Genomic DNA, 18,766 nt, shown 5'->3' on the forward strand with positions numbered 1-18,766 from the left:
AAATCTATTTAAGTAGAATTACTAAATTTGGCAACGAAGGGGGGTAATTACAGGTATTGATTTTTTTGAATCTTCCATTTTCGATTCGGTATTCGCTTGCACTTTTTTTTAAGGCTATTTTAGTATTGGGAAGTAATGCAAAATTTGATTCCTAGTGAAGTATATTCTTCGCTGATTCTTCAATACTTATATGATGCAGTTATAGTTACGGATCTTGAATTTCGAATCACAAATTGGAATTTAGCTGCGGAACGTATTTATGGTTTCAAAGCTGAAGAAGTAATCGGGAAATCTACAGTTGCTATTTTAAAAACAGAACAGTTGCACTCAACAAGAGACAATCGTATATCAGAATTAAAGAATAAAGGGATTTGGCAAGGGGAAGTTTTTCAATACAACAAAGAAGATAAAAAACTAAAAATCCGTTCTGCTGCCAGTCTTTTGAAAGATAAATTAGGAAACACAATCGGTATCATTGCGATCAATCGCGATATCACAGAAGAAAACAAAATTAAAGAAGAACTCGTCGATAGCGAAGAAAGATTTCGAATGAGTTTTGATAACGCAGGCGTTGGCGTTTGTATTTTAGATTTAAATGGAAGATTTCTACGAGTCAATAAAAAACTAAGAACTATGTTAGGTTATGAGGAAACGGAGCTCATTGGCAAAAGAACAAACGAGTTTGCATATGAGGATGACAAAATTTTATTTGATTCGTTTCGAGATTTGGCACTTAGCGGTTCGAAAGAAAATATGATATATGAAAAAAGATTTTTTTCAAAAGATAAAAATATCCTTTGGTTTGAAATCTCAAATTCTTTAGTAAAAAATAGAGACGGCGATCCATCTTATTTTGTTGTTCATATGAATGATATTTCTGGTCGCAAAAATGCAGAATTCCATTTAAGAAGCGCGATCAAAGAAGCGGAAAGAGCAAATCAGGCAAAGTCAGAATTTGTTGCCAATATGAGCCATGAGATTCGAACTCCGCTCAACGGAGTTATTGGTTTTAATGAATTGTTATTAACTACCAACTTGGACATAGACCAAAGAGAATTTGTCCGAAATGCAATTAGCAGTGCACATGGTCTTCTTGGTATTATTAACGATGTACTTGATATCTCCAAAATCGAAGCAGGGAAATTGGTTTTAAATGAAGTGATTTCCAATCTAAAGCAAATTATTAATGATTCGTTAGGTGTTTTGCGATGGAAGGCAAATGAAAAGGGAATCGATTTAAGGTTGGAAGAGGGTCCTGAAATACCAGAAATCATTTTAATTGATGCAACCAGATTACGTCAAGTTCTGATTAACTTGTTAGGAAATGCAGTGAAATTCACTGAAGTAGGCGGCGTCATACTAAAGGTAAATGCGAAAGAGATTTCATCACAAAGAACTAAATTAGAATTCGTAATTAAAGATACGGGAATCGGAATTTCAGAAGAACAGAAGACTCACTTATTTCAATCTTTTTGGCAAGGAGAAACAAACTCTAAGAGAAGGTATGGAGGATCTGGACTTGGTCTTAAGATCACAAAATCTTTGTTAGATCTTATGGGGGGAGAGATAGAGGTTATATCGGAGGTTGGCGTAGGAACAGAGTTTCGCTTCTGTATCGAATGTAGTTTTGGCAAGGAAAATTTAGACCAAGATGCAAGAGATAAGAATGAAATAAAAAAGGAAGAGTTGGTTCATTACAACCAAGCAGTTTTGTCTGATATATCTCCTAGTATTTTAGTCGTAGAAGATAATGAAATGAATCGCGAACTTCTCAAACGAATGATTCAAAAATACATTCCTAAAGCTATAATCATTGAGGCTGTGGATGGTTTGGAGGGAGTTAAGTTCTTTCGCGAATCCTTACCAAATTTGGTATTTATGGATGTCCAAATGCCTAACATGGACGGATTGGAAGCGGTAACGGAGATCCGTAAACAGCCCTCAGGTTCGAAGGTCCCAATCATTGCTCTGACTGCCGGTGCCTTGTATGAGGAAAGGAAAAAATGTTTTGATGTTGGAATGGATCAATTTTTGACCAAACCGATTGATATCTTAGCACTTAATGAAATTCTATTCCATTATTTGAATCGGTCCACACTCGAATAGAGTAGCAAAAAATTTCGAACTGCTTCAATTTGTCCAAAATGAGACGATTTCCCTTTTTAGCTTATCTTGGTCCTGGACTTTTATATGCAGGTGCCGCCGTTGGTGTTTCTCATCTTGTGCAGTCGACTCGTGCAGGAGCTGTCTACGGTTATGGACTCCTATTCATTGTAATCTTTGCCAATTTGATTAAGTATCCGTTTTTTGTTGTTGGAACCAGATATACAATTATTACAGGAAAATCGTTGTTAGATGGATATGAAGCTTTGGGTCGTTTGCCCGTTTGGATTTTTTTCTTCATATCGATTGGAACTATGTGTATTATAGTCGCGACTGTTACATTAGTTACATCAGGATTGTTTTCTAATCTCCTCGGCATTTCTTTAGAGCCCTGGTTATTATGTGCGATCATTTTGCTATTTTGTTTTTTATTACTTGCGATTGGTAAATTTGCGGCCCTCGACGGCCTAATGAAGTGGATTGTAGTTCTTCTCACCATCTCTACCATTGTCGCGATGGTTTTGTCTTTTTATGCAGCCATTCCCAAATTAGAAACCCAAGGAAAAACATTTTCCATTTCTGATTTAGGAGATGTTGCTTTCCTGATTGCACTCATGGGTTGGATGCCAATCCCCATCGAAGCTGCAGTATGGCAATCCGATTGGACACTTGCAAAAAAAACTCCGGACGGGAAACTTCCGCCAATGAAATATGCCATGATCGATTTTAATATTGGTTATATTGGGACAACTTTGTTAGCTGTTTGTTTTTTGGCATTAGGTTCCAATATGATGTACAATACTGGCGCTGAGTTTTCTTCTCAAGCCGTGAGTTTTGCTTCCGAATTAGTTAAATTATATACAACGGCAATTGGATCTTGGTCTTACCCAATCATCCTTATCGCCGCTTTTTTCACGATGTTTTCCACTACGCTTACCTGTTTTGATGCATACCCGCGAGTGGTATCAAATGCAAGTAGTCGTTTATTCAAACCACTAGAAAAAATTCCTACAGAAAAACTTTACTGGTATTGGATCACCATCGTGGGTGTGGGTTCTATTTTAATTCTAATGTTTTTTAGAACAAATATGAAGAGTTTGGTGGATTTTGCTACTACAGTTTCCTTTTTGAATGCACCAGTTCTTGCTCTGATACACCATTTGATTCTATTCGGAAAAGAAATTCCAAAAGAAGAAAGACCAAACCCTTGGATGAATTTATTATCTTGGTTCGGGATTTTATTTCTTTTTGGTTTTTCGATCTATTATATTAATATTACCTTTCTTTAAAGTATGGAGAGAGAAAAAACGCATTCGATTTTTTTCTCTCTTTCTCCGCTTCTTTATTTAATTCTTTCCATTCTATTCTTTCGGTTTATTTGGCAAATACCATACCCACATCCTATGGCTTTGTTTGTTGCGGGGTTTTTATCTTTTTTGCAAAGGCGGGATAGAAAACTCCTTTTTTTGAAGTCTGCCTTTCGTAAAAATTTTCTCTCTGTATTGCCGGCAATGGAAATTCTTTTTTTTGTAGGAATGCTCATTGCATCGTGGGCTTATGCAGGTGTGTTACTCGTTATGATCCAAGCAGGAATACTATTTTTACAGCCAGATTATTTTCTTCCATCCTTGGCAATCGTTGCAGCAATCGCAGCAATGGTTTCTGGTTCCTCATGGACCACGGCGGGAACACTTGGCGTAGCACTTATGGGTGTAGCAGAAGTGATTTCTTTTCCTCCCTCAATGGCTGCTGGTGCTATTGTGAGCGGATGTTATTTTGGAGATAAACTTTCTCCCTTATCTGATACAACTAATTTGGCTTCTAGTTTAACGCATGTTCCTATTTGGTCACACATAAGGCATATGCTAAAGACAACTTGTATTAGTTTTGCGATCGCAATTTTTTGTTTTTATATTTTGAATTTATTTGTTTGGGATCTCAATCAATTCCAAAATTCAACATTACAATCAAATCAATTTTTATTGGACACCACGAAACAAATTTCTTGGTTAAAATTCATTCCGGTAGTATTAGTTTTTGGTTCTGCCCTTTTAAAAATACACATTCGAATATCACTAGCACTAGGGATTGTTTCTGCCATTGCTTTTAGTGTTAAAGAGTTTGGATTGCCTTTTGATATCATAAAGACGTTGGTTTACGGATTTGAATCCCATTCAGGCAACGTTGTTTTAGATCGTTTTTTGAGTGGAGGAGGAGTCGTTGCTATTTTACCCACAGAAATATTGATCCTCGCCGCTGTTTGGTTTGGCGCCGTTGTGGAAGGCTACGGATACCTTGCAGAAATATTAATACAAATCAAAAACTGGGCAAACGACAGGTGGGATATTTTGTTATCTACGATGGGAACTTCCTTTCTTTTGAATATGGTAACGGCCGACCAATATTTATCATTAGTAGTTCCTGCAAGGGCTTTTCGTAGTCTTGCGGAAGAAAAAGGAATTCCAGAGAAGGATATCTCTCGCGCCTTGGAGGATTCTGGAACCATAACTTCGCCACTCATTCCTTGGAATAGTTGCGGTGCCTTTATGTCTACATCGCTTGGAGTTTCAGTCATTTCTTTTTTACCATTTGTATTCTTTAACTTAATTCATATCATTCTATCTGTATCTGTCTTACTCATAGGGAAAAAAAATATAAAAGTTCATAGTTGAACTTTCGAAGTTCACATAACAGAAAATCTACGCTCCTATTGGGAAGAAATCTGGTTTCAATATTTTGTGGGTGCATTATAAATTCCTCCCATGTTGCCAAAAATATTAGATGAAAAGATTTTGCCACTTATCGAGAAGGCTCGTTTTACAAACGATCCCAATATTGTAAAAACCGATTTACCTATCTGGATGGTTGATCGGTTGGCCAAAAAGAGAAAAATTACCGAAGACGAGAGTTGTGAAATGGTGGTCACAATTTTAGAAGTATTCACAAAAATGTGGGACTTAAGCCTAAATTATCATATCACTAATGTTCTTGGTTTTTTTGTGACTTATGCTTTTAACCAATATCGGAATCGGTTTCGTAAAACAGAGATTACGGATACTGGAGAACTATATTTACAATTGTGGAACTATGACCAACCTGCCAATGAGGAAGTTCCTTCGGAAAATTGGGAAGAATCCCATCCCGTAAAAGCTGAATTAGAAAAACTTCCAACGTTAACAGCATTGGTTCTGTCCTTACAGTTTGATTTGCCGATGAAACAGAACTTAAACCAACTTCTTCTTTGGAAGTTACGCGAAACCAATCATGATGTGGAAATTTTCTTTCGAGAATTAGAAGAGAAACGTTTTCGCCAACGCCAACTGTTAACTCGTCTTTCTGGAATGATCACTCGGTATACCAGAAAACTTTACGAAGTGACCGATTCAAATCGCAGAAATTGGTATATAAAACAAAAGAAAATCTGGATTCTCAGACGCACAAGAGCCTGTGATCGTAGTTTTTTATCCGAACGTGAGATAGCAAAGTTGTTAGGCCTTTCTAGAAAGGCAGTTCGCAATCATTTGTCACAGGGAAAACATGAACTTCGAAAAGCCGGTAAAGAATTATTACACTATGCATAAAAATTTGCTTTACATTCGGTAAAATCGAAGGAATTTAATGGCAACACCACCTTCCGAAGGGTTATGAAAATCAAAGTTACTAGCAAAAACGACGTGCACATCATTAAAATTGAAGGTGCCATCAAAGCCGGAAATGAGTTTGAACTGTCTGAAAAGATTGAACAGTACATCAAAAAAGGCCAAGTCCCAAAATTTATCATCGATTTGAAAAAGGTTCCTTTTATCAATTCCGCTGGTTTAGGGACATTTCTCAATATTTACAAACATATTGATGGCCTGAATGGTAGACTTGTATTTGCGAACTTAAATTCCGATATCGAGAATCTCATGGAAATCACGAAACTTTCTAGTGTTTTCGAGATCTATAAAACTCTGGAAGAGGCCGAAGACTCCTTCGAATATTAATCGCTAGAGGCGATTCTACTAATGAATCCAATCCTGAAGGTAAGTTTAGGAGTCGCCAAAACAAAAACCTTTCGCGGGTTTCTCGTTCTTTTCCTCCTCTACAAGTCTATATTCAATGTCTTTACCGCAGACCTGTTGGTTCCTAAACTTTTTTCCCATTTCACTATGGGAAAAATGGAAGGAGATTTCCGTTGTTTCTCACTTTTCTTTGGAATTGAGATCGATCACTTTCGCCTATACCCAGGGCTTCCTTTTGAAAATACTCCTTTGGCAGAAGCTCGGCGGATTCGCCTTCGTTACAATCTTCCTCTTCTTATATTGGGAAAAATTAAAATTACAGAAATTGGACTTCAAGATGCCAAGATTTATATAGAAGAGCGATTGGGGAAATGGAACATTGCCTCCCTAGTTAAACCTTCTGTATCTCTCCCAGAAGAACCTCCTTTAGAATCCAAACCACCATTAACGGAAATCAAAACCTATCTTCCGTTACAGGCCAGCGCGTATCTCAATTTGGATACGGTTGCATTCCAGTTGAAACGTGATACGGGTAGTTTACATTTTTTTTCCGTCGATGATCTTTCACTACAAACGGAATTGGTGACCAATCGATTTACTTCGATCCCTTTTGATCTTTCGCTACTTAATCAGATCGATCATATCTTATTATCTCTCAATACAGCCAAACCAATACCATTAAATTTAGATTCAGAGGAACTTAAATGGAAACAAACCATTCCCCTTTCTTTGCGATTTGAATGGGATCGAACTGTTTCACCTGAGATGTTTTTGTTTACAACTGATATTGGGAAGGATGATCTTTTACTCGAAGTAAGAGGAAAACCTGTGCCATTCGGATTACGTCTGTTATCTGATATTCATTATGACAATCAACTAGACCAAGTAGGGATCAACCAGTTTGATCTAAAAGTTTTAGGACAATCATGGGTAAGTTTGTCTGGTTCTGTCAAAGAGGTTTCTAATGAAACTCCCAAAGTAGATATTGTTGTTGGAAAATCTAATGTGCAGCTAACTTCCATTCAGAAGTCAATTGACCAACTGAAAGGTATCGTTCCTGAAATGAAATTGTCGGGAGAACTTTCTTTGGAAGGTACGGGGATTCGCGGCGATTGGAAAAATGCATTTGCAAATTTAAAATTAAGAACATCCCAGTTAAATTTAAAAATAGGAAAGGCGAAGTCTCACTCTCTACCATCCGTATTTTTAGATATCAGTTCGCAAATGAATTTTGCAGACACAAGACCTTTATCTGCAGCAAAACCATTTCCTTACATAAAATCTTTAAAGATTTCACCTTCTCATATTGATTATAATGGCGCTTTTTTATCATTATCTGGTGAATATTCTGAATCTGCAGGTTTGGATTTTAAAGTAGGTGTCGATAAATTACAGTTAGGTGAATATGCTTCAGGACTCGGTGGTAAACTTCAAATGGATCTTGGAGTTACTGGTGAGTCTTTTGTATCCTTACTCGTTCATGACAAAGCAAAAATAGAAGGTTTCCGATACCAACTGGATCGTTCTAGATCTCCTTCTTCTTATCTAGGATTAGATTTAAATGCGACTTTAGTATTTGATCGTCCTTTTGGTCTTTCAGAAGTAAAAATTTCCGATTTAAAGTTAGAACAAAAAACAATTACAGGGAATAAGGCTTTAGAGTTAGATATAAAAGGAAATATACATACAGGTCCTAACCTAGTTGCAAGTATACAGCCGTTAGGTTTGCATGTTTATACACCGAATTTACTTCTGATACTTCCGTTAGTTTTAAAGGAAAAAGTTTCGCCAATTCAGAATCTTCTAGGAAATCATCCAATCTTAAAACTGAGTGCACGTTATTCTGCATCGGGCTCTACAAAAAAAATAAATGCGGACTTACGCGCCGAGTTACCAGGTTTGGAAATTAAAGATCTAAAATTAACTACAGATCTTTCTTTAGTTGGTGCAGATACAAACGAAATTATCATAAACACTTTTAGAATGAATGCATTTGGTGGCATCTTTAACTTAGCAGTAAATGGAAAGTTGAATAAAACTTCGAAACCAAAACCACCGTTAGGTCCTTATTTTGGGAATTTGGATTTAAATTTTGGTTTAATGTCCCAAAGCCAACAATATTTAGCCAAGGGTCTTAGTTTTCAAGGTGATTTAGGGTTAAATTTATCAATTCGAGATTATGACATTAATGGTGAATTTCATTCAAAAGTTCCTCTTCTTTCTTATACCAACCAAAAGTGTCCTGGAGAAAATTGTAAGGCTTATGTATTAGAGGATGTCGCTGCAAAAATACCGATTCAACATAATTTGGCGAGAAGTAATGAAGATAGTTTGATCGTTGGAGATAAATCAATATTTATTAAAAATTATGGCCGAAGCAATACGCCCAACTTAACCATTCGGCAGGTTCTAGGAACACACCCAAACATTCCTAATTTACCGTTTGAATATGTTAAAAGACAGAAAGATGGTCCGGGACTTTCAGCATTTATTGAATATAAAGAAAATTATGCAAACATAGAATCTTTGAGATCCTATTCATTGGATGGATTGGTTTTAGGAAAAAACATAATTTTTAATTTAGGTAATTTAGATCCTAAATCTATGGAATTTCGTGGAAACTTCCTGATTAGAGACATTGATTTAAAACAATTGATGGCTCCCAAGGTGCGAGATAAAATTGATGATGGAAAATTAAAGGCAGATCTTAATATATCTTTGAGAGACTTGAGTGAGCCAGTTGCAAATTTGGATTTATTTTTTTCAATCTTTCAGATAGGCCGAGATTTTGGTAAAAGTGCATTAAATGTTATTTCTCCGCAGAATTTCCTTATCGATCGTATAACGGATAGTTATTCAATCAATAAGATTGATGTTTCTCTTTCTAAGGGTTTGGTATATGCAGATGTATACTTTAATCGATCCTTATTGTCTTTGTTAATTAATCTTGAAGATGGTAAAATTTCTCAACAGCGAATGCCACTCGCAAACTTTTTGAAACGTGCGCAAAGCGAAATCCAAACATACCAAGAGTGAGGTATTTATGAAGCGTATTATTTTTTTATTTTTAATGATAGGGTGTAAGTCCATTGTTGATTTAAAAGTTCCGCCGATCACCATTACCAACGCCCAAACTGCGGCCGAAAAACAAATGGTGGGAGAAGATCGTGAGTTGGAGAAAGAAGGTTGGTTAATAGCATCCATTCAATCATCATCTAACGGTAGGTCTAATCGTGAAAAATCTGCCGGTGACGATACTGATCCAGAGATTAGGGCGCATAGAATACGTTTAAATTACTTGTTGCCTGAAGTTAAACAATACAAATTGCACGGTATAGTTGGAGAAACTCCATCTGGTTTTATTAAATTGAATCCGTTGGGTTTGAGTTTACCCACCTATTCTCAATATGAAATCCCTGCAAAACGCAAACGGGTAGAAGATGTGATTGTTTATTTGAATGAATCTAGGAAGGCAATCTGGGAAAAAGAAGTATTGAATCAAAAGAAAAAAGGCAAAAAGGAAGAAGAATTACTGAAATATAAACAGTCCTTAGTTGAAGAATATTATAAATCAGTGACTGCAGGTGAATATTTTGAAACTGCTTCTGGTAGATGGGAGAAATTGCAATGAAACCTAGCAGGCGGTTTCCCTTTTTCGCTCTTTTTTTTTCCTTCACTTTCTTTCAATGTATTTTATTTCAAAAAAGTGTAAAGATGACGAATGTCGATTTTGACTATTCGGCTATTTCGAAAAACTATTTTTCTCCGACTCAATCCAAACCTTTCCCGCTAACGGTTCAACGCGGAAATAATATTTATAATTCGACCACTAAAGATGGAAGATATTTATTTTATGCTACAGATCAAAAAGGAAATTTTGATATTTGGTTTCGAGATCTGAAGAGTTCTGTCGTTGTACCTGTAACAAATCACCCATTCTCGGAAACTAAACCTTCCATCTCTCCAAATGGCAAATATTTGGTATTTGTTTCTGAAGAGTTTGATTCAGAAGGAGATTTGATTCTTTTGCCGATGGACATTGAAGAATGGACTCGGGAATTACTCAAAGGCAATCGATTCATAGATGATAACTTTATTAACCTAACAAACAAAGCAGATAATAAAGGAGAATTTACAAAAGGTATAATCGATACCGATCCTGTTTGGTCTTCTGACGGGAAGACGATTTACTTTGTTTCGGATAGATTTACTCCTGGTTTACCAAACCTTTGTGCATTGAAAGTCGAAAAACCTGATCAAATATCACAGATAACTTCTCAAGGCGCAAGTTCTCCGTATGTTTCCTCTGATGGAAACACAATTTATTTTATTTCTTACTTCGAAGATCCAAAGGGAGAAATATATAGTTTTAATCTAAGTAATTCTGTCATTGAAAGGATCACAACAAATGCTTATCTTGATTATTCTCCCACAGTAGATTCTAAATCTAAAAATTTATATTACGCTTCTATCAGAAAAGATACAAATCAGAACGGGAAACTTGATGAAAGGGATCACAGTGTCCTTGTGATAATGAATTTAGAGACGAAAGAAGAAAGGATATTATCTTCTGGTGAAACTTCCAATTTTGACGTTCGTTACTCAAATTTCAATGGAGGTTCTATTTTATTTTCTGCTTCCTACTTTAACGCGATCAACATCTATTTTATTCCAGAAAATGGCGCCATTCCAAAACAACAAAACATCACCGAACAATACCAATATGCAAAAACCTTTACAAGTGGACAAAGTTTAGAAGCTTACTTTTTAGCATTAGATTCTGTGGAATTGTTTTATTCGGATGATATTCTTTTTCCGATTTATTCTGCAAGAATTGCAGTTTTGAAGTATTTCTCGTTACTTAGGGTTGGAAAAAAAGAAGAGGCAAAAATTTTTTTTGAGTCGTATCGAAACAAACTAAAATCGGAGCCTAACAGAAATTATTTTGCTCAGTTGCTTTTGCAATGGGAAGAATCAAATCGTTCGGATAAAAAATTTAACCTAATTCACGAAATGCAAGCTGTTCCACAAACAAAATGGACTAAGGATGCACAAGCAACTTTGTATCATTTATATGCCGATGAGTTGGAAAAAGAAAAAAAAGGGATCCTCGCTTTTGATGTTTTGAAGTTGATTTATGAAAGATTTCCGGATTACCATCAGATAGATGAAATTAAGCGAAGGTTAGGCGGTCATGAATTTAAGCCAAATTCGTTAAAGTTGTCTTCGTTATATCATGAAATGATTCTGGAATGGGAAAAAGAAAAAAGTCGTTATTTGGCAAGTCCTTCTATTCCCTTTTCTAATGATAAAAAAAGAGACCTTCGTTACCTTTTGGAAGATGTGATTCAGAAGTTATCAGAAAATCGAAATAGCGAAACACTAATTTCTCATTTGAACTTGCTTCTTTCTGAACCGGAAGCAAAAAATATATCTCAGTACATGATTACTTTACTGTATCTGAAAGCAAAAGCACTTTCTGATTTACGTAAGTATAATGAATCTAACGATATTCTGGATTCGATCATACCTATCCCAGTGAATATTGATTTGGAGCCTCCAGGCAAACCATCAGTTTTTGAAACTCCTTCGTTTGTCGCTGAATATAAAACTCCGATTCTATTGCGCGCCAATTTACTGAAATACTATAACCAAAAAGCTGCGGGTAATACTACAGATGCACTTCGCAATTTAAAAATATATTTAGAGTTTTATGATCCGATTTTGGGTGTTGATTTAGGAGAAGAAGATATACAGAGTGCTTTCTTCTATTTCGAAAATAAGGCAGTTGAGTTTGAAAGAATAGGGGATTTATTGCAGTCTTCTTTTCATTATTTTTTCAACAATCAAAACATGTTTCTAGTAAAAACGAGAAACTTATATCTTGATTCGCTTTATAAGGAATATGCAATTTACTACCAGCGTAAGATGGTTGATACTATCTTTCGTTTTGGAAAAAAGATTCGTGAAGAAGAAGAAAGAGCCATTTTAAATCAATTAAATATCCTAAGTAAGGATAAATTGAATGTTGTTGGAAATCTATCAGGTGTTACTTCTATTCTCACCGACAATGAACTTCTTCGTGGTGTTGTCGATATTAAAGATTTCGAAAAAATAGAAGTATTATCCGAAAAAGCACTGAGTTGGACAGAATTATACTATAAACAGGCTGTTCCTCGGGCAAGACCTTATTTAGATTTAGCGACTCTCTACGGTTATTCATATTATCTAATTAATAAATATGTTACTTTTGAGTCGTATTATTATTCCACAGGAACAATGACAGATGTTCGTAAAACGGAAATTTTAGAAAATTTCAAACGGGCTGAGTTGGAGCTTCGTTGGATTATTTATGCAGATCCAACACATTATGATGCATATCAGTTGCTTGGATGGTTGTATCAATATGTTGATTTGATTAAAATGCAGAAAAATGTAAAATCAGGAAAAATTGATTCTGAAGTTTATGAAAATCTTTATAAAAAATATTTTCCTGATAAAAATTTAGAAGCAAATATTGAACTTTATAACCAAATTTTAGTTTTTCTTGGGGAAGATTACAGAGATCGTAAAGTTATTTCCGATCTAAATTTGAATTTGGGTAATAATTATTTTTTATTAAGTAACTTCCCTAAAGCAAATGAAAGTTATAGAAAAGTGGAAGATGTTTCCCTTTTTCTATCTGTTAAAAATCAATTTGAAGGATATAAACAAGAAGCTATATATCGTTTTAATTATGGTAAATCTTTGATTTACCAAGGCCAATATAAAAAGGCTTCTGAACAATTTTCAAAATCAATTGATATTTATTTTAAAAATGAGTATTACCAAGCAATCAATGAACATGCGTCTGACCCAAATTCGATTACTTTAGGCAAGTTAAATTCAATTCGCTCCAAATTAGCTTTGTTGTTCTCGCTAAAGGGGCTTTCTGAATTAGAATCAACTAATTTTGAAGATGCCATTGTTTCTTTTCAAACAGCTATAGCTTATAATAAAGATGTAAAGTTCATTAACCCCGTTAATTTAGCTAATTATTTAGCGATAGCATTCCAGAAAAGTGGTCGTTTTCGTGACTCCTATCAAATGTTAGGCGTAGCGGAATTCGAATACAAATCAAATCAAGAGTCTATTCTGCAGCGATACAAAAATTGGAGTTTTTGGAATGTTATTTTCGGTGATAATTTAAGAGTGATTGGGGATGGAAGATTTCCTGGAGAATTTCCTAATGATTTTAAATATCTTCTTACATTGGGAATTCGAATTGAAAATCACATTGAACAGGAAGAATATTCGGCCGCTTTATCAGAGATAAAAGTCAGAAATGATCTGATTACTTCTAAGGATTTGGATGATACCATCATAGGGAAAAATATTCTCGCTAAATCTAGACAAGTTGAGGCGCAAATTTATCAAAGAAGTGAACTACAAGAAGAAGCAATACATCATTATAAAGAATTGGCTGATATCCTTTTAGGAAATCCTACAAGTAAAGGTCTAGAGAAAGTATTTCAAAACTATGCATCTTCCGTATTTGCACTTCAAGAATCTTCTGTCTATCCTTTGGAAACAAAACGAAAACTCTTAAATCAGTTTTTGTTACAGATGGAGTCCTGGAAAGAAAAGGAAATGGTCGACTGTTCTGATGCCCCCTTTGTTTGTTCCAATCGTTTTAGAATGGATACTCCTAAATTCGATATAGTTTATGGAACTGCCCTTTATTATGATTCCCTTCTTTTAGAAAAGGAAGGAAAAGACTATCACACAACTTTAGCAAAAGCTGCTGAAATACTGGAAAGTCCAGGCCTTGTAGATCCTAAAATCATTGGACTTTCAAATGATCCAGTTTCTCGCCAATCTAGAGTTCGTATTCAACTAAATTTATATACCATTTACATGAAGTTAGGTGATAAATTCCTTGCGGAAAAAAAATGGAAAGAAGCATCTGAACTCGCATACGAATTTCGATTGGATGAAGAAATGTTTTGGGCCAACGCTCAGAGATTCAAATGGGAACAGTCCCAAAGTATTTCAGAAAGAAATACAAATTACTTATCATATGGGAAAGAGGCTATCCAAACCTATCAAACAAATCTAAGTGTTCGGCTGTTTTCTCCAAAATATAGGTTGGTTGATTTTTTAGAAACTTATTCAGAATCTCAATTGGAAACTCAACAGACCAAAAACATAGTCAATCATTGGGAAAATTTTAGAAGCCTGGAGCTATTTAGAGATTTAATATCAGCTCAATTTGAATTTGAGGATTCCAAATCGAATTTATATTATCAAGATTTAATCAAATGGATGAAAGGGTATCGTAAACTTACGAATTTGATTTCTGAAAAAGCTTTGAAGCGTGAGCCAGTTTTAAATTCACTAAAACAACAAACAGCAGAAATTCAGAATTTAGATAGGATCATAGAGAAACTTAAAAATGTATCACCAGAACGTTCTGCTTTTCTAGAACCTAAACGATTAGGGAAAGAAGAATTTTTCGACGGATGGGTTGGTATTTATCCAACTAACGAATCTTTATACTTTTTCCAAGCCCAACAAGGGAAGTTACAAACTTCCATTTGTAAATCTATTTCCGATATTAGTGAATGTATTCCGAATAGAAATGGATTTACACCCAAAATACAAATCATAGGCCAGAAGGCCAATGGGGCATTGATTCGAAATATAGTAAAACAATATCATAAGGTTAATTCTTATCCGGTAATTTTATTCGATCGAAGCCATAATGACTTGTTTGCAGAAAGGAATGAACGTCGATTAAAATGGGTTACGATTTATGGTGACGTAGAGAAAAACAAAGAGGGTAAGAATGTTAGGAGTCTTTCTTCTGGAAGTTTAGGCGTATACTTATTTGACACCGATTATTTAGTAAGCAAACGATCTATTGAAAAACAATCAAGTTTATTTGGTGATGAAAAATCGCATGTTTTTCCTTTGAGAGAAATTTTTCAAGGGAGTGGAACTGAAATTTCTGTTATAGGACTTGATGACTCTAACTTCAATACGCAAAAACAGTGGAATTTGCTTAGCAAGTTGTATGAAGTTTTACGCTCCAAACGAATTCAGAATATAGTGTCTTATCCACCTTTACAAGGCGAAGATTACTCTTCGATGAGATTAGACAATTTTGCAAAAGATTCAAATCGTCTTCTAATTGGAAATTGGAAGGAGTTTGCTATTTCTAAGGATGGATTAGATGAAAAAGCGAAAGAGTTTATACGTTTAGGATTCCAAAAAGAAAAGACCAAAGAATTTACAGATTCATATGAAAGTTATTATACGGCATCAACATTGTTAGATGACGATGATATGGTGTTGCCTTCGCTTGAGTTGAAGTTGGCAAAACTAAAAACTGAAATATTCCCAAATGTTCCAAGAATTTCTATTTTTAAACCGCTTTGGCTAAAGTATGCCAAATCTTCTTTTCAGAACCAAATTCGCTATGAGTATTTAGTTTCCTGTTTATCCTCGAAGGATAGAGAAGATTGTAAATATAGTTCTTCAGATTTTATCGGTAAGGATAAAGATTCATATTTGGGTGCATTGGAGTTTTATAACCAACTTCGAAGTGGGAATGTTAAGGATATTTCCCAAAAAAATGACCTTAGATCCAAAATGGAAACAACGGAAGATCCTTTTTTGCAGGCTTATCGATTGGGAACATTATATATCCAAAACTATATGTTTTATGAAGCTGAATCAGAAACGAATAAACTTTCCCAGTTAGCAAAAACTGCCAAAGAAAAATCCGTTGTTAAAAATCGTATTTTAGAAATATACTTTCATAAGGGATTTTTGTTAGGTGATAAGAGTATTTACCTGACACCACTCACTTCCACTTCAGCATATAATTATGGATTTAAAAAGGATTGGAAAAATTTTGATGAAAAAATCCTGTCCCGAGATTTTACGAAATTTGGATACTCAGATTCCATTTATGATTCTTATCGATTGAAATTATATTCTGCTTGGAAAGAACAACTTCAGAATGGTTATTTTGAAGCCATGTCGTTAACTCCTGAATATTTAACGAGTGGAGAATCTGTTCTTACAAAACTTTCACACTTAAATAGGACATTATTTTTTCATTTACTTTTGAGTTCAGTTCCTTTTCAAAAAAATAAGGAAGTGAATTCTTTGGTGGAACTTTTGGTTTCTGAAGAATTAAAGGAAGGACGCAGTTACCGTACTTTATTTTTTCGATTGGAGCTGGCAAAAGCTTTGTTACTTCGCGGTGAATGGGAAATGGCAGATTTACTCATATCGAAAATTCAATCCTTGGACAAAGACCTAGGCGCAGGAAATCAATTTTGGCAGGAAAGATGGAGTGACCTCCAATGGAAACGCGATTTTATTAAGAACCAATCATCAATTGTTTCACTTCCCAGTCCATTTTTGAAATTTTTTCAGGAAGCTAAATCGAAAAAGCCAGAAGAGTATATTTCTTTGTTAAATGAGTTTAATAAAAAAAATAGAGGAGAGTATTTAAGCCCTGAACTCCGAGAAGAGTATGAGTTTTTATTCTATTTCCTGCTGCAACAGAGTTTAGAAAAAAATAGTTCTGAGAGCTTTTTTGATTTAGCGGTTGCTCGCGAAATCTTTCGATTCACTTCCAATCATTTTTCGAACAACGAACTATACGTGAAACACATTCCGTATTTCGAAAGTTATTCGGAACGTCTCAAAAAGAAAATGGTCGGAAAACAAGAGTTCCACGGAATTTTTGATCTTGGTAAAAAAACATATTTATTGAGCTTTGCATCTGGAAAATCACTAGGTAGAGAGATGTTTTCTGACAATAAATCCATCTATAGAGAGTCTGTAAAATATTTCCGTTCTGCAGAATCAGATAGCCAAGAAGTTATATTGAGAGAGTCCCTTGCTGATAAATACAGAACTAGTTTGCGGTTAAATAAGGTTAATCGGCATTATATTTATAGTTCGAGTCTACATGCGGTTGTTCCGATGATTTTGCCTGATACAGAATTTTATTCAGTCGCTTCTGTTTCCGATTTTCTTTCTAATCCTGCATTGAAGTATAATTCGATTTCCCCTAAAAAACCGGACGTATCGGTGTTAGGGTGGAAATCTTCCCTTGAGAATGAAATTAATGCCGGCCTTACATTATGGGAGACAAATGGGAAAAAAGATGGTTCTTCACCGTTTAATGTTGATTTTGCGGAGATTGGTTGGTGTCAAAACAACTATCTTTGTATTTCCGAAAGCCCGCTATTTGATGCCACAAGCAGGAATGTAAATACTGCTAGGATCTATGCAAATCAAAGAGTTGGTAATTCTGCGCAATATACAAATGATTTTAGTGGCGTGGCATATTATTTAGCCAAAGAAAATCCCGGTTTATTTGTCTTACATTCGGGAATTCAAACAGGGGTTCACAACTTGTTTTTTCTAAAAGAATTCTTGAAAGCCGATGATTTGCCAAAACCATTACATATTCGATTAACAGAAGGCAAAGACGCTGCTCGAAATTCTGCTATCGATGATCGCTATTGGATTGGCTATAAGTTGTATACATCGGCTATGATTGAAGACTAACGAATTTTGTTGAGGAATTGTTTGCGGTTTTCTTCCGGTAATTCGAAGAGTTTTTTTACTTCTTTATGAAATTGACGGAAGTTTTCGCCAGATTCTATAAACAAAGATTCAAAACTTACTTCTCCTGAGTGGTAACGTAAAGCACCTAAAAAATCTTCATTATTCCATTCTCGTGTTAAAAACTCTTTGGCCTTTTCTTCTGGAACCAACTTTTTTTGGATCACTTCTTCTTTGAACTTAACCATGATAGATCGCTTTTGAATCCATTTATTTTCACTATCTAATTCGGATGCATAAAGCGTTTTTAATTCGTTGGCATATTTTTGTAAAAGTTTGATGGTAACTTCCCTTCGTAGTTTCTCTTTTTTAAATTTCTGTAAGTTGGTGCTACTTTTTCCTTCTTTTATTGTGTAATATCTTTCTATTCCTTTTTCTTCCACATAACTTGCATAAGATTCATTTAAAGTAGAATCTCCAGGTAAATAAACTGTCGCATGAGCCATCTCATGGAAAACTAGGCCTACCAGTCTATGATCTGGCCAACTAAGTTGTGGGGATAATACGGGATCAGAAAACCAACCAAGTGTCGAGTAACCGCCTATAGCTCGTATACGGGTATCGTATCCTTCGGATTGTAACTCTTTTTCTAGTTTGAGTGCCATTTGTTTGTCAAAGAAACCTTTGTAGGGCACGGTTCCGGCGATGGGAAACCACCATGTATAGGATTTAAGTTCTAAAGCTTCAGAAGCACTCACATTCCAACCGATTTCTTCTCTATTTAATTTAGTATAGTATTCGAAACCTCCTTTTTCATTTAGCGCTAGTTCCCCGATGGCAAAATTTCTGGCTTCCTGAATTAAATTTAATTTTTGTTTTGTTTTTAAATCCAATCCTGGCAGTTTTAGAATATCTTCTATTTTTTCACGACCTAAGATGATGGAAGATTGTTCCTTTCCTAAGTGAAATAAATACGGTAAACACCCAGAAAGAAAAATGGGGAAGAGTGAAATCGTAAATATTCTTCGAATCTTTTTGGTTCGACAAGGAAGGGGAATCGACAAAAGTGGAAGGGGTTTTGGCATTCT

At 35.1% G+C, this 18,766-nt stretch carries 9 protein-coding genes; 8 read left to right on the forward strand and 1 reads right to left on the reverse strand.

The features are described from left to right. Nucleotides 1-135: 135 nt before the first annotated feature. From ND811_RS14265 to ND811_RS14300, 8 genes are all read left to right on the forward strand, one after another. Nucleotides 136-2,106, forward strand: coding sequence for a PAS domain-containing hybrid sensor histidine kinase/response regulator (locus tag ND811_RS14265; RefSeq protein ID WP_265352821.1), 1,971 nt, complete (start codon nucleotides 136-138; stop codon nucleotides 2,104-2,106). A 38-nt stretch (nucleotides 2,107-2,144) separates the two neighbouring features. Continuing rightward, complete coding sequence (locus ND811_RS14270) at nucleotides 2,145-3,392, forward strand: NRAMP family divalent metal transporter (RefSeq protein ID WP_265352820.1); 1,248 nt, start codon at nucleotides 2,145-2,147, stop codon at nucleotides 3,390-3,392. 3 nt (nucleotides 3,393-3,395) lie between these two features. Then, nucleotides 3,396-4,775 (forward strand): Na+/H+ antiporter NhaC family protein, encoded by a 1,380-nt coding sequence (locus ND811_RS14275; protein WP_265352819.1) that lies wholly within the window; start codon nucleotides 3,396-3,398, stop codon nucleotides 4,773-4,775. Between the two features lie 90 nt (nucleotides 4,776-4,865). Then, nucleotides 4,866-5,684 (forward strand): RNA polymerase subunit sigma-70, encoded by an 819-nt coding sequence (locus ND811_RS14280; RefSeq protein ID WP_265352818.1) that lies wholly within the window; start codon nucleotides 4,866-4,868, stop codon nucleotides 5,682-5,684. Nucleotides 5,685-5,747: 63 nt separating this feature from the next. Beyond that, complete coding sequence (locus ND811_RS14285; protein WP_002989181.1) at nucleotides 5,748-6,089, forward strand: STAS domain-containing protein; 342 nt, start codon at nucleotides 5,748-5,750, stop codon at nucleotides 6,087-6,089. A 21-nt stretch (nucleotides 6,090-6,110) separates the two neighbouring features. Further along, nucleotides 6,111-9,143, forward strand: a complete 3,033-nt coding sequence (locus ND811_RS14290) for an LIC_11026 family protein (protein WP_265352817.1) — start codon at nucleotides 6,111-6,113, stop codon at nucleotides 9,141-9,143. Nucleotides 9,144-9,150: 7 nt separating this feature from the next. Next, complete coding sequence (locus ND811_RS14295) at nucleotides 9,151-9,738, forward strand: DUF1318 domain-containing protein (RefSeq protein ID WP_265352816.1); 588 nt, start codon at nucleotides 9,151-9,153, stop codon at nucleotides 9,736-9,738. A gap of 83 nt (nucleotides 9,739-9,821) precedes the next feature. Next, complete coding sequence (locus tag ND811_RS14300) at nucleotides 9,822-17,681, forward strand: biopolymer transporter TolR (protein WP_265352846.1); 7,860 nt, start codon at nucleotides 9,822-9,824, stop codon at nucleotides 17,679-17,681. Here ND811_RS14300 and ND811_RS14305 read toward each other — a convergent pair. Continuing rightward, nucleotides 17,678-18,763 (reverse strand): aminopeptidase, encoded by a 1,086-nt coding sequence (locus ND811_RS14305; RefSeq protein ID WP_265352815.1) that lies wholly within the window; start codon nucleotides 18,761-18,763, stop codon nucleotides 17,678-17,680. The genes ND811_RS14300 and ND811_RS14305 overlap by 4 nt on opposite strands. Nucleotides 18,764-18,766 lie beyond the last annotated feature (3 nt).

The organism is Leptospira soteropolitanensis, assembly GCF_026151655.1.
GTDB lineage: Bacteria > Spirochaetota > Leptospiria > Leptospirales > Leptospiraceae > Leptospira_A > Leptospira_A soteropolitanensis.

Bases quoted from the DNA above. Each gene is read 5' to 3' on its own strand.
- ND811_RS14285 (WP_002989181.1), top strand. From the start codon at position 5,748: ATGAAAATCAAAGTTACTAGCAAAAACGACGTGCACATCATTAAAATT.
- ND811_RS14290 (WP_265352817.1), top strand. From the start codon at position 6,111: ATGAATCCAATCCTGAAGGTAAGTTTAGGAGTCGCCAAAACAAAAACC.
- ND811_RS14280 (WP_265352818.1), top strand. From the start codon at position 4,866: ATGTTGCCAAAAATATTAGATGAAAAGATTTTGCCACTTATCGAGAAG.
- ND811_RS14295 (WP_265352816.1), top strand. From the start codon at position 9,151: ATGAAGCGTATTATTTTTTTATTTTTAATGATAGGGTGTAAGTCCATT.
- ND811_RS14275 (WP_265352819.1), top strand. From the start codon at position 3,396: ATGGAGAGAGAAAAAACGCATTCGATTTTTTTCTCTCTTTCTCCGCTT.
- ND811_RS14300 (WP_265352846.1), top strand. From the start codon at position 9,822: ATGACGAATGTCGATTTTGACTATTCGGCTATTTCGAAAAACTATTTT.
- ND811_RS14305 (WP_265352815.1), bottom strand. From the start codon at position 18,763: ATGCCAAAACCCCTTCCACTTTTGTCGATTCCCCTTCCTTGTCGAACC.
- ND811_RS14270 (WP_265352820.1), top strand. From the start codon at position 2,145: ATGAGACGATTTCCCTTTTTAGCTTATCTTGGTCCTGGACTTTTATAT.
- ND811_RS14265 (WP_265352821.1), top strand. From the start codon at position 136: ATGCAAAATTTGATTCCTAGTGAAGTATATTCTTCGCTGATTCTTCAA.